This is a genomic window from Paenibacillus sp. FSL R7-0273 (assembly GCF_000758625.1).
Taxonomy (GTDB): Bacteria; Bacillota; Bacilli; order Paenibacillales; family Paenibacillaceae; genus Paenibacillus_AQ.
In genome coordinates this window covers 3546461-3560053 of record NZ_CP009283.1, presented here as the reverse complement: position 1 = coordinate 3560053, position 13593 = coordinate 3546461, and the positions used below count along the sequence as shown (strand labels likewise).

The following is a 13593-nucleotide window of genomic DNA, read 5'->3' as shown; positions in this document are numbered from 1 at the left end:
CGGGCTAGTAACGGGATTTATACCGTTGTTTTTGCTTACACGTCTTCTTTTCAGCTCAACAACGGGATTTTTACCGTTATTTTTGTGTTTCTAGTTATTTTACAGTCTAGTAACGGGACTTATACCGTTGTTTCATTGACGAGACTTATCATGATCGTCTCGCATGTTTACAATTTCGATAAGCAGTCTCTTTCTCCCCTTATCTTCTTTATACCCCCTAGTCTCCAATTCGTTCATCCCTCCTATTTTTCTCAAGTTATCCTATGTAACTATTCAGTTTGTATATCTCCGTCAACAAAAAAGCCGCGCATGAGCGCGGCCAATCTTTCTATGGACGTGTGGTAATTTTGGCGGATACAGGCGTTCTCGGCTTGAGCGGCGGTATTTCAGCCGGATAACCGACTCCAAAGACGCCGATCACATCATAATCCTCCGGCACATCAAGAATACTCCGGTTATGAGGAAGTGCGCCTAACGAAGCCCAATATGCGCCTGCTCCGGCTTCATGTGCAGCCAGCAAAAAATTCTGGGCAAAACAGGAAACCGCCATTACGTTCTCATCACGCTCAAACGGGGTTGCCGCACCCTTAGACAACAGCGCAAGAACAACCGGCGCACCGCCGAAGTCTGTCTTATGCTTCAGCTCCGCTCTTGTTTCGGCTCCAACCAACACAATCTCCCACGGCTCATTCATCCGGTGGTTGGGTGCATAGCTTGCAGCCTCAAGCCAGGATAGCAGGTCTGCCTCGCTAACAGGTTCCGGCTTAAACTGCTTCACACTTCTCCGGGTTTTGATGATATCCACGATACTCATTGCTGAATCGCCCTCCTTGTTGTTTATACTAACCCATTTGCTCTATGGCTTTACCCAAATCATAATCCTGCAGCTCTATGTCCGGTTTAAGTCCCAGTGCCAGCTTCGCCAGCTGGCTTCCGATAAACGGCCCCATCGTTAAGCCTGAGGCTCCGAGCCCGTTGGCAGCAAGCAGGCCTTCCCAGCCCGGCACTGCACCGATCACGGGAAGAAAGCCGGGGGTAAACGGCCGAAAGCCCACCCTCACCTCATGAACTGTACTGTCTGCAAGGCCAGGGGCCAGCTCCAGCCCTTTGTTAAGGACCTCCTGCATCCCGCCGGCTGTTACGCGCGGATCATAGCCTTCAATATCGTTCTCGTGTGTAGCTCCGATAACGATTTGGCCTCCGTCAAAGGACAGAAGGTACTGATCCGTAGGCGGAATAACTACAGGCCAGGACCCTGTATCCACTTGGTCCGCTACCCTTACATGCATGATCTGGCCCTTCTGATAGCTTACCTTAAGCCTAATACCGAGCGGCAGCATCAGCGGAGCCGCCCACGCACCGGCACAGACAATTACAGTATCTGCGGCGAAAATCTCCCCGTCAACCACCGCGCCGGTGACCCGGTTTCCGGTAAATTGCAGCGCCGCATCCCCGTTCAGCAGCCGGGCTCCGCTGCGCCGGGCAGACCGCAGGAGCGCATCACGCAGCGCCCGGCCGTCTACCCGCGCAGCTCCGCTGACCTGCAGGGAATGATAGCCTTCAGCCAGCAGCGGAACCTGTGCCTGTGTTTCGCTCCCGGAAAGCTGCTTCAATTCGCCAATCTCCGGCGCATCCTCCAGCCGCTTTCTTGCCCGCTCCTCCTGCTGCTTGAGTTTGTCCGTGTCCATATGGACACTGAGCGCACCGACCCGGGCATATCCGGTCTCGGTTTCCCCCTCCTGCTCAAGCTCTCTGATCAGCCCCGGGTAAAAACGTGCTCCCGCTTTGGCCAGCCGGTACCACGCCTGATTACGCCGCTGCGACAGCCAGGGACAGATGATCCCGGCAGCGGCATCCGTAGCCTGCCCCCTGTCCTTGCGGTCGATAATCAGCACCTCTGCCCCGAGCTTAGCCAGCTGATAGGCGGTTGAAGCACCCAGAATACCTGCTCCGATAATGATGACCTTCTTCATGATGATTTCCTCTCTTAACAGGCATGCATGGCTGCAGATGCCGGAATTATTTCAGATTGCCGATCAGCTGCTCCAGCTTAGGGAACACCCTCAAGGCATTGTTGTAAAAGACATCCTCCCAGTGTGCCTCCGGGATCAGGTGCTTCACAAATTTAATGTACGCCTCCAGCGGCACAAGCGGCCAGTCGGTACCGAACACCAGCCGGTCATACTTCTCGGCGAATACAATCGCCCGCCGGAAATGATCAGTATAGGTCTGCTCGGTCAGCAGCCGGTCTACCTTGGCGGAGTCACCAACAATCCAGCCGGACAGATCGGTATACAGGTTCGGATTTTTTTCCAGCAGCGCTGCAGTATCCATTACCCAGGGATCACCCAGATGACATAACATAAAGGTGATGTCCCGGTGCTTCAGGAACGTCTCTTCCATTGACAGCGGGTGTGAATATTTTAACAGCCCTCTGTCTGAATACGTAAGTCCGCCATGAATGACAACAGGCATCTGATACTCAGCCGCCAGCCTGTATACCGGAGCATAAATCTCATCACCGACATTAAAATGATAGTAGCCGGCATAGAGCTTAATCCCTACCACATGCTCTTCGCGCAGCGACTGCTCCAGCGCTTCCAGCTGTCCCTCCAGCTGCAGCGTCAGCGGATTAATACCGACACAGGTGTAGAGATTAGCGGGAAGCCGGCCGTTCAGATCCAGCAGCATCGGATTGGAAGCCTCATTATCAGGGAAAGCTCCCGGCACCGTCTCCGTAACGCCCATTCCCACACCTGCTATTACGCCGGAGCGCCGGAATTCCTCCAGCAGCCCCTTTTCCGAATAATCAATATGCGCCAGCTCCTGTGCCGTTTCGTGAAAAGACGCAATATTGGAATAATGAACATGCGCATCAATGATTTTCATGGATAAGTCCTTTCTTGAAGCTACAGATTAAATTTGATGTTTAACAGGTCCCGGAAGGCCTCTTCCGGTATATCCAGATCAGAGAGTATATAAAACTGCGGTGTGCTGAATAATGTATCCCCGTCTCTCATGAACAGCTTTTCAGTTATAAAAGAGGAGATAACATGCGTATTAACCAGCAGCTCTGGTGCTGCCTTATCGGGACTGGAAGCCTGGCTCATCCGCTGCTTCCGCTCATCAGAGCTGAATTGAATGAAGCCGCTCGAGCTTTTTGTTTCATTTTGAACTCTCCCGGCCTTGTAAGTGATGGTTTCACCGGCCGCATTCTTCACCGTCCCCCTGCTGCTCTTCAGCAGGTTTCCGGTTTTATAAAAACCTAAGGTGTGCAATGTCAGGGGTTGAAGCGGTGCCCCTGTATTCTGCACGATTTGAACCACAGAAGCAAGCACCGGTACACCCGGGAGCAGCAGAAAATAATGATTTAGTGTAAGCCCTTGGAACTTACGGTTATGAGTAATCTTGATGCTCATCCGGATACCAGACCAGTCATTGCCCTTGCTGTCAGTCAACCCGGCAAAAGCAGCTTCCCTCGGTTCCTCCTGAAGACTGAGCCGTGACAGACCCTCAACTCCGGTAAAAATACCGCCGGTCCAGGGATTCCACCAGGATTTAGGCTGCGGCTGCGGATAAGAGGAATCCAGCCATTCCTCGCCTTGAACCTGCAGGGAATACAGTGCAGGCGCAAAGCTGCTGTTAGCCTGAATCTGTAGGACCCCGTTATCTGCTGTGAGCACCTCACCGTGCTCTGTCTGTCTGCTATTCAGCCTGACTTCCTCACCGTTAACCGGAAATACCAGATAGCTCTCCGAAGACTCAACGGTTTCCATATCAAGGTGCACCTGAAGCAGATCGGCTTGTACATTTGCTGCAGGAGTGAATGTAAGGCCGGCCTCCGCCAGCTGCTGCTCTGCAGTAATCACCAGACTCTGCTTGACAGAGCTGTCAAGCGCAGAAGCAAGAGTGATCTCGCCTTCCAGAAAGCTCATCTTCTGTTCAAGCAGCGTCAGCTCAGATGGTCCGCTAAGGAACGGATTGCCTCCGTTCAGGCTAAGCTCCAGTTGCCGGATCGTACCCTGCTGACCGGAACGGGAACAGCTGCGTAGCTGGGCAAAGGCCCGGAAATCCTGCCAGCTGCTCCATGTCCCCATAGCAACCCGCAGGGGACCGGTCTGAATGCTGCCGCCGGAAGGAAGGCTGCCCAGCTGATGCTCAACCGCATAGAGCCAGTTGTCCCGCAGCAGCCGCCGCTCTTCCGGCCAGGTAATGCCGCGCGTTACTGAACCATCAGCTGCATAGAGCCAGTTTTCGGTCAGGCTCTGGACATCCCAGTAGTCCGGACTTGCAGCATCAGCGCCATGCTTCAGATCAATATATTGTCCGCGGTAAGGAAGCACGGCTCCTTCCAGACTGAATCCGAAGCTTTCCTTAAGATACAGCGGCTCTTCAAGGTCAGCCGGTCCGGCATTCCGGATCTGGTGCCTCCGCTCAACAATGCCGTTCTTATACAGTCTTACCAGCATCGTTAACAGCAGGCCTTCATGCGGCGCATCAAGCCGGTAACGGGCTTCCATAACGATAGCTTCCCCATCCATGTAATGGAGGACCTGCTCAGCAGTTAGCTGCTTGAATTCATTTGTATACGGCTGCCCGAACTTCGGAAACAGCAGGCTGGCTGCCTTACTCTTATCTTCAAAAAGCTCTATCCTATTGCCGTCTTTGTCCAGCCTCACGGAGTACCGGCCGCTGCTGATTATCCATCCTTTTTCCGTCTTGCCGCCAAAGGCGGAATAAACACCGGCCAGAACAGCGCTGAGCTCCTGCTCAATAACCGCAGGCTCCCTGTTGTCTGCAGAGGCAGTGATGTCTACTTTATGATTCCAGATCCCATATTCTTTAAGAACTGCAGGGACCGATATCGTTTTGCGTCCTTTAGCCGGAACTGTGATCTGTACATCAGGCTTGCTGAAGGCCAGAATAGAGTCCTCCGGAAGAGTGAAGGTGAACTGTGTGTCTGCAGCGTACTCATTCTCTGCAGTTATATCCAGCTCAAAGCTTTCACCGGTGTACAGCACAGACCGTTCCGGCAGAGCGATCCTTAGCTTAACCGGATATTTCGGCTCAATTCCCAGCTTGAATACCGCAGGCAAGCCGTTGATCAGCAGCTCCGCCTCGATAACCGGATGTGTCTGGTACGGATTCTGCTCCTCCTCTACCGGATGAAGGAAGAATTGCCCTTCGATCTTTTCCGTTGCTTCAACGCACCGTGTCTCCTCCAGCTCAAAGCTGATTTTCGGATTGCTGATCCCTTTGATCTGCAGGGTAAGCGGCTTGCCGCTTTTGTTCACAGCCTCATAGATTACAGGATAGCTGCTGCCAAAGGGAAGCTGATGCTGTAGCGGAATGGAGGCCTGAATACGGTAATCCGCTGTTTCAATCAGGCGCAAGCCGCGGCCGGTGCGCTCATATTCCATTTTCAGCTTAAGATCAGACCTCTGCCATTTATATGTAAAATAGTCAAACCCGTTCTCATTACGGCCATCCGGCGAAACGGATATTTCACGTACACTGTCCGTATACCAGTCAAGCTGCTCGAAGAACGGCTTTACCGCACCGGTCTGCAGAACAGACGGGATAAAGTTCATCAGATGGGTGGAATCATCCCGTTTCTCCCAGAAAAACCCGCTTTTCTTATACGCAGGCACTGCTTTTGTATTCCCTGGCCAGGTGTAGAGGTCAAGCCGGGGCCAGCCGAGGGAGATCGTCTCCTCAAGTGCACGGAGGACAAGCCGTTTGCCGACTTTGTGCCCGTGATAATCAGGCCGTACATTCAAAAGCGGAATATACAGCGCTCCCGAGTCTTCCTTGTAGTGGGAAAAGCTGCAGTAACCGATAACCTCGCCGCCGGCGACGGCAAGAAAGAGTTTCAGATGGGTCCCGTTCTCGTGCTCTTCAATGACACTTTGTTCTGTCTGGTAGGAGTTGTCGCCTCCCCAGCTTTCATAGCTTCTGTTCCACATCTCGGCGATGGATTTGGCATGTCTCGAGGGTTCATATTCTTCAATTACGACTTCCGGGGCTTGCAGCATGTACAGTTGTACCTCCTTAGATGGCATTGGAATTCTTACTTTTCGGGTAATTCATGGATAATCCTGGTTAATGCCATTCAAGTATAAACCATTTACATAGATTGGACTAAGGATAATTCGATTAAAAAAGATTTTGGCAGCCCCCCGTTGTCACTGATAATCATTATCAGCTATACTCACTATACGAAGCAAGGGGGCTGAACAAATTAATGAATTTGAAGGAGCATATTTTACTCTGGACGCATGCAGCGGTAGAGATTATAGATATCCGGCATAATACATACAGTCACGGGGAGCAAGCTCTCCGGTACCGGCTGCCTTGCAGTGCTTTTATATGTACTGTCCGCGGGAAAGCAGTAATGGTAATGGATGGCATCCGCCATGAACTAAACGAAGGAGCCATGCTCCACGGGGGCAAGGGGACAACCTTTGAGCTGGCCCCGCCCTCGGAGCTGGTCGAATATTATTTAATCCTTTACAGAGCCAGGCTTGCCCTCCCTGCCCGCAAACATCTGCTGTCTGTCATGAACCGGGACAACCCGTTCGAGCTCCAGTACATATGCAGTCCGGACGCTCCGCTCCCTTTAATCGAAAAGCTTAGGCTGATGCATGAGCACTGGCTAAAGGGCGGCAGACTGGAGCAGCTGCATGTAAAATCAACGCTGTATCAATGGGTGTACGAGCTGCTTAGACAGCTGCACGCCCAGCAGATCCAGCCGCTGAAGCCGGATGTGCTGGGGACAGCAATCCGGTATATGGAGAATAACATCAGCCTGCCTCTCAGCCTGGACAAGCTGGCCGAAACCGCAGGCAGCAGTCCGCGCAGCTTGTCCAGACTGTTCCGGATGCGGCTGCACACCAGCCCCAACCAGTATTTAATCAGTATGCGCATGGAAAAGGCCCGTGAGCTGCTGCTCCGCACCGAGGCCAGCCTGCAGGATATTGCCGCTGCCATCGGTCATCCGGATGCCTATTATTTCGGGAGGATGTTCAAAAAGCATTACGGAATATCACCGGTAAGGTACAAAAATTCAATAAAAGCAGCTGCTGACTGGCCGGAAATGACATCGGGCGCGTCCGGTTTTGACATTGTCCGTACGTCTTCACTTGGTTATAGTGTTGATAATCATTATCAATACAAATCAGAAGGAGCGTCGTTCATGTCTAAATCTGCAAGACCGTCATTACTCATCACCTTACTGCTATGCTTTAGCATTGTACTTAGTGCCTGCGCGGCAGGAAACACCAATACAGCTTCCGGCAGTAACACCACGTCCCCGTCACCTTCAGCAAGCGCCGCCCCTGCGGCCACTGATACTCCCTCAGCCGAGGCACAGACCCGCACCATCACTACGGTCAAAGGAGATATTGAGGTTCCTGCTGATCCGCAGCGAGTTGTGGTTCTATATCTTCTGGGCGATGTGCTGGCCCTCGGGGTGAAGCCGGTCGGCGTATCCGATGTATCAGAGGGTGCCGCCTTTGAAGAGGAGCTGAGTGATGTACAGAAGCTCGGAACCTGGTTTGAGGCCAGCCCGGAGGCTATTTTATCGCTTGATCCGGACCTGATCATCGTGCCTTCAGACGAAACCTATGAGGTTCTAAAAGACATCGCCCCTACTGTACTGGTTCCATACGAGACCATGTCTGCTGAAGAGCGGGTTGCCTTTATCGGAGAAGCATTGGGCAAGGAAGAGCAGGCGAAGACCCTGTTCGATGAGTTCCACGCCAAGGTTGAAGAAGGTAAACAGAAGCTGCAGGAAGCCGGAATTCTTGACCGTACCGTATCTATCATGGAGGGCGGCAGCAAACGAAGCATGGCTGTTGTAACAAGCAAGCAGTTCGGGCGCGGTTCGCAGGTTATCTATGAGTATCTGGGCATGAAGGCTCCGGCAATCATCCAGGAGAAGGTTGAGACATCCACGGAGGCCGTAGGTGAGGATGTATCCTTCGAGGTGCTTGCTGACTATAGCGGGGATTATATGTTCCGCTCTTCCTATGAGGGTATGGCTGATCTAACCCAGGACCCGGTCTGGAACAGCATTCCTGCGGTAAAAGCAGGCCGGTTAATCAACATTGACTTCGGCTTATCCTATTACAGTGATATCTATTCGCTGAATGCGCAGCTCGATTATATTGTAGAGAGCCTGCTTGCTGCACCACGGGTTGACTAAACGCATACCCAATGCAAAGTGCCCCGGATTTTTCTGATTAGCTTATCCAGCAGGAAAGCTGACAGTTAAGATCCGCGGGCATTTTTTTCGTTAATAAATCAGTGCCAATTATTAAATAAAGTGAATATCATGTTATTATTTTTAACATTGACAAAATTAACTCTGCTGATTTATTATGATTTATATGATAAATGTCATATTAAATAACATTATTCATCTTGTATAAGCCCATTAATTGGAGTGGGCGTCTCGACCAGGCAACCGTAAATTGCCCCAGGCTACAAGAGGATGCATGAGCTGTTAGAGCTGTATTCTGACTCCCTGAATACGGATCTCTATTGCACTGCGCCTCTTCCGCCTGGGGTTTATTGCATCATCCATACCTTCATTTCAAAGGAGAGAGCCTCACATGACAAAAACCAACGCGCTTGCCGAATTCCAGATGCAGCTTCCCCGTGACTGTACGTTTACCCCAAGTGACTGGCAGGTCCTCTCCCAATACTGGTACCCGGTAGCCATTGCCAATGAAATCAAGGATAAGCCGGTATCCGTGAAGCTGCTTGACGTCAAGCTGGTCTGCTACCGCAGCCACGGCAAGGTTGTTATTGCCCGTGACCTGTGCTTCCACCGCGGAGCTCCGCTCAGTCTGGGCTGGGTCGAAAATGAGGAAATCGTCTGCCCGTATCACGGGTTCCGCTATAACTGCGAAGGTGCCTGCACCTCTGTTCCGGCGCACCCGAATGCCAAGATATCCCCGAAGCTCAAGCTGATCATGTATCCTGCTGTCGAGCGCTACGGGTTAATCTGGACCTCGCTGGCCGGCACAGATGAGCAGCTTCCTGAATTCCCCGGCTGGGATGACCCTGATTTTATTAATATTTTGCCGCCGAGCTTTGACATTGCGGGTTCTTCCGGCCGCCAGATGGAAGGCTTCCTGGATGTTTCCCATTTCGCCTACGTCCATTCCGACTCGTTCGCCGATCCCGACAACACCGAGGTTCCGCAATACAAGGTCAGACGGGAGGGCGATGAGCTGTTTGCCGATTATTGGAGCACTGTCAGCAACTACGGCAAGGGCCAGGAGAATCCGGCGCCGGAAGGCTTCATGTGGCTGCGGGCCTTCCGCGTATTTCCTCCCTTCGCCGCCTCGCTCACGGTACATTTCCCTGAGGACGGGAAGCTGATGATCCTGAACTGTGCCTCACCGGTATCTGCCCGTTATACACGGCTGTTCTGCCCGATCTCACGGAACTTTGACAAGACTGTGCCCGTTGAGGATACGATAAAATTCAATCTGCAGATTTTCTCGGAGGACCGTGAGATGGTTGAAGCACAGACACCGGAGGATCTGCCGCTGGATCTGACCGCAGAAGCCCATATTCCGGCTGACCGGACCTCAATTGCGTACAGACAGCTGTTGACTGAGCTCGGCCTGGGCCGGAACTATACTTCCTAACACACAAATAAGCTTGACGCGATTTAAAAAGGGCGGCTGCACGTGTTCATCCATTCATGAACATGCGCAGCCGCCCTATATTTTTAACGTCTAACTTAGCTTTCCATAATATAGCGGTTCCATTTCTGCTGCCAGGCGATATCGTCCCAGAACGGATGATGCGGCGCACAGTTGGAGCAGAGGGTCATTCCCCAGAAGCCGAGCGCCATCCCTTTGCGGATTGCATATTCGGCGATGAATTTGCCCACAGGCCCTTCCTCGAAGCCGGCCATAAGCGGCGTGTATCCGACATACCCTTCTCCAATCACCAGCGGCAGGCCTGCTTGTCCCGCCCACTCGTGAATCTCATCAAAGGCCTTGTCTGCCTTCTGCAGCATAGCAATCTTGTGCGCTCCGTATCTGTCATACAGGAACAGATCCCATTTGTCCGGATCGGCCCAGTCATGCAGATAGATCAGCCGCATTCCAACCGGATTGCCCTCCATCCGCCATTCCTGTCCTTCAGGCAAGGTCCATTCTTCAAACGGCGGAGCATCCTCGCGTAACAGCGACTGGACAAACGCCCCCGGGAAAGGAATGCTGTGATCATCCAGTCCGGCGGTCAGCATGAGCTCATTCAGCACACCTTTGATATACAGATGATAGTGGCCGACCTGCATATTGCGGGCGACATAAGCCTTAGGATATTCTTCATTTACAGTGTAGCTTGCAGTCATCAGTGTATCAGGGTGACTGTCACGCAGGTACTCTACCGCTTCCTCAATGTATGGCTGCATAATTCTCAGGTTAGCCGGTACATTCTCGAATGCGATGCCCTGGGCAGCTCCAACAGCAGTCAGCTGTCCGAACTCCACCTCGTTATGCAGCTCCGCGTATACAATCTGTTTGCCGTAACCGGCTTCTTTTACATAATGGATCAGCTGGCTCATTGATTTGGCAATCGCCATGAACCGGTCCTCAGGTGCAATTGCCGCCAGCTCATCGCGCAGCTGCGGATGGGCCAGAAAGCTCGGGCTCTGCTGATATTCCCACGAGGACAGCATAATGTAGCAGTCATGCGCTTCCGCCTGCTTAAACAGCTCAAGCAGATGGGCGTGTCCGTCAAGCTCGGCTCCGCCGAGGCAGTTATACCATCTGGTGCGCTGGCCAACCTTGCCCAGACTGCCGAACTTCAGCGGGCCGGGCCGCGGTCCGTCAGCGGTAAACAGCAGGAACGGCATAGCACAGATGCGAATGGTGTTGTAGCCCCGCTCCACCGCTTCCGCGAACCGTGCCGCCAGATCATGATAAGGCTCCCCGGGTAGCGTCATGGTATACCAGGAGAAATCCCACATGGTGATTGTAAGCTTAGCTGGAAGCTGATTATCCGGATTATAGGTCATATACGAATCCTTCCCTACTGCGAAATTGAATCACAGGGATGCCTTCCCGGTGATTATCCAGTAGAAGTCTACAGGATATCTGTAGAGCTGACAATTAAGGATAACCGGATTGTGATGGACAATATTCTTATTCACTCCAGAAATCAAGCGCTAATTAATCCGTATTTTATAAAGCTGTGATACAGTCCATCCTCTTCAACCGTCCCCGTAATATCGTCGGCAATCTGCTTTAGCCCCGGCCTGGCATTGCCCATTGCGTCATTCATTCCATCCCCGATAGCCAGACTGTCCTCTTGTTTAAGCTGGAGATGCTCCAGCAGATCAGCTATGGCAACCGCTTTATGAATACCAGGTATCATCAGCTCACCGCTGCCTTCACCAAAGAGGGGAACGGTACACCGGATAACCTCAAATTTTCCCATAAACCGCTGGCTGATCTGTTCGAAGGGCATGTCACTCTCGAGAAAACACACCTTATTTACGTCATCCTTAACTAAATCAGACTCGCCGTAAGTAAGGCCGGTTATGAACGGATGCGGTGTCAGCTCCATTTTCGCTCTGGCTGCAGGGTCATTTTCAATATCGCCATAAATCCGCCGTTCCAGATGAGCTTTCAGATTCCGGCTTCCATATACCATTATCATCAACTAATGTCCCATCAACATCTATAAAAACAATTTTCCGCTTATTTGGCAGCATCTGCATTCCATCTCCTTGTACTCGTCTAACTGCACTTTAAATGGTGTAACGGGTTACAGGTCAAGTGCTATTTTACAGGAGACGGGTTTTATGCAAAACGAATCAGAGCTCTATAACTTTAGTCGCAATATTCCTGCAGAACTCCCGGTCATGCTCCACAAACAGCAGCGTCGGCGCTGACTCAAGCAGCAGCTCTTCGATCTGCATCCGGGAATAAATATCTATGAAATTTAGCGGCTCATCCCAAACATAAAGGTGCGCCTGCTCACTGAGGCTCCGGGCTATCAGCACTTTTTTCTTCTGGCCTCCGCTGAAGGACGCCATATCCTTCTCAAACTGGACCCTGGAAAAATCAAGCTTGCGCAGAATCGCCTTAAACAAGCTTTCATCGACCTCATGCTTTCGGGCGTATTCAGTTAAGCTGCCTTGCAGATACGAGGTGTCCTGGGAGACATAAGAGATTTTCAGCTGGCTGCCGATGCGGAGTGTACCCGTGTAGTCACTAATTTCACCGGTAAGCAGCTTGAGCACAGTGGATTTGCCAGAGCCGTTTTTGCCGGAGACAGCGATCCGCTCCCCCTGTTCAATCGAAAAGCTGATGCCGCTGCACACCGTCCGCTCCCCGTATGAGACCGAGACCTGATCGAGCTCAGCGAGCTGATTTTTGTGATAGGGAAGCTGTGTGATTTTTAGGCTGTCCGAGGTTTCAATGTTCTTTAGCAGCTTCGATTTATCTTCTATTGCGCCCTGCTGGCGCTGTTCAATCGATTTGGAGCGCTTCATCATTTTGGCTGCCTTATGCCCGACGTAGCCCTTATCCAGCTTGGAGCCGGAGTTACGGGTGCCGTTTTTGCTTTTTTCCACCTCATCCGACCAGCCGCTGGTTCGTCTCGCCGCATCGGATAATCGCCTGATATCTGATTTCAGCTTGTCGTTCTCCGCCAGCTCATAGGCATCCTGACGCTGTTTATTGTCCCACCAGTCGGAGAAGCTGCCCTTTTGAATCTCAATTCCGGTTTTGTTGATGGACAGAATATGATCCACACAGTTATCCAGAAAAGCGCGGTCATGGGATACGAGGATAAAGCCTTTTTTACTTTTGAGATAATGGCTTACCAGCTGTCTTGCCTCCATATCGAGATGGTTGGTAGGCTCATCAATCAGCAGAAACCGGTCTTCCTTCAGAAAAAGCGCGGCCAGCAGCACTTTGGTCTGCTCCCCGTTAGAGAGTGTTTCAAATGGGCGGTACAGCACATCGTCTGCTTCCAGCTGCAGTAAAGAAAGCTCCCGGGCAAACTGCCACTGCTCCGCATCCGGACAGATCTCATCGAATATATCCATCGTCAAATACTCCGGGTGCTCTACAGGAAACGGGAAGTAGTCAAAGCCAACCTTAGCGGAAATGGTTCCGCTGTATTCGTATTTGCCGAGCAGCAGATTCAAAAAGGTCGTCTTCCCTCTTCCGTTTCGGCCGGTGAAGCCAAGCTTCCAGTCCGTATCCAGCTGAAAGCTCACCTGCTCAAAAATATTATCGTAGCTGCCGTCATAGGCAAAAGTCAGATTAGTCACATTAATCAAAGACATATAATAACCTCCTGTACAAATAAAATGAGCTGCAAGAAGGCCAGCTTCTCACAGCTCAAATAAATACAGCTAACCCGTCCTCAAGGAAAAAGGCGGCTCAGGCTATTATTATGAGTGAGAGGATAAAGGACCTTCCTGCATATAAAGCATAAAACACGCAAAGCAAAAGACGCCCCGCGGAACACTGTTTTATCGTTTTATATAAGCGCAAGAAAATCCTACATTATCCTGTCAGCTCCTGTCATAAGTAGAGTCTTCATTATTAT

8 protein-coding genes, 1 pseudogene and 1 riboswitch are annotated in these 13593 nt (G+C 51.6%); of the genes and pseudogenes, 2 read left to right on the top strand and 7 right to left on the bottom strand.

The annotated features are described in order from the left end of the window. Positions 1–328 precede the first annotated feature (328 nt). From R70723_RS15325 to R70723_RS15310, 4 genes are read right to left on the bottom strand one after another with little or no spacing between them, the layout of a single operon-like run. A complete protein-coding gene (locus R70723_RS15325; protein WP_039873180.1) occupies positions 329–814 on the bottom strand; it encodes a nitroreductase family protein in 486 nt (161 codons plus the stop codon). Positions 815–842: 28 nt separating this feature from the next. Then, the gene (locus R70723_RS15320) at positions 843–1973 is read right to left on the bottom strand and encodes an NAD(P)/FAD-dependent oxidoreductase (protein WP_039873178.1); all 1131 of its coding nucleotides are present in this window, start codon (positions 1971–1973) and stop codon (positions 843–845) included. A 46-nt stretch (positions 1974–2019) separates the two neighbouring features. Beyond that, entirely contained in the window at positions 2020–2889 is an 870-nt protein-coding gene (locus R70723_RS15315; RefSeq protein WP_039873177.1) for an amidohydrolase family protein, read from the bottom strand. 20 nt (positions 2890–2909) lie between these two features. After that, positions 2910–6035, bottom strand: coding sequence for a GNAT family N-acetyltransferase (locus R70723_RS15310; RefSeq protein WP_039873171.1), 3126 nt, complete (start codon positions 6033–6035; stop codon positions 2910–2912). A 209-nt stretch (positions 6036–6244) separates the two neighbouring features. On the opposite strand from R70723_RS15310, the gene R70723_RS15305 reads away from it, so the two are divergent. Both R70723_RS15305 and R70723_RS15300 read left to right on the top strand, forming a co-directional pair. Further along, positions 6245–8206: an AraC family transcriptional regulator gene (locus tag R70723_RS15305; protein WP_039873169.1), complete on the top strand. Its 1962-nt coding sequence runs from the start codon at positions 6245–6247 to the stop codon at positions 8204–8206. A gap of 198 nt (positions 8207–8404) precedes the next feature. Further along, a riboswitch (purine riboswitch) is annotated at positions 8405–8507 on the top strand. Between the two features lie 108 nt (positions 8508–8615). Further along, positions 8616–9662, top strand: coding sequence for an aromatic ring-hydroxylating oxygenase subunit alpha (locus R70723_RS15300; protein WP_047171136.1), 1047 nt, complete (start codon positions 8616–8618; stop codon positions 9660–9662). Between the two features lie 95 nt (positions 9663–9757). Here the strand turns inward: R70723_RS15300 and R70723_RS15295 are convergent, their stop codons facing one another. The 3 genes and pseudogenes from R70723_RS15295 to R70723_RS15285 form a co-directional block, all read right to left on the bottom strand. Continuing rightward, entirely contained in the window at positions 9758–11044 is a 1287-nt protein-coding gene (locus R70723_RS15295; RefSeq protein WP_039873168.1) for a cellulase-like family protein, read from the bottom strand. A gap of 143 nt (positions 11045–11187) precedes the next feature. Continuing rightward, positions 11188–11679: pseudogene (locus R70723_RS15290) on the bottom strand (HAD hydrolase family protein); the annotation flags it as partial. A gap of 166 nt (positions 11680–11845) precedes the next feature. Continuing rightward, positions 11846–13327: an Lsa family ABC-F type ribosomal protection protein gene (locus R70723_RS15285; RefSeq protein ID WP_039873167.1), complete on the bottom strand. Its 1482-nt coding sequence runs from the start codon at positions 13325–13327 to the stop codon at positions 11846–11848. Positions 13328–13593: the final 266 nt, after the last annotated feature.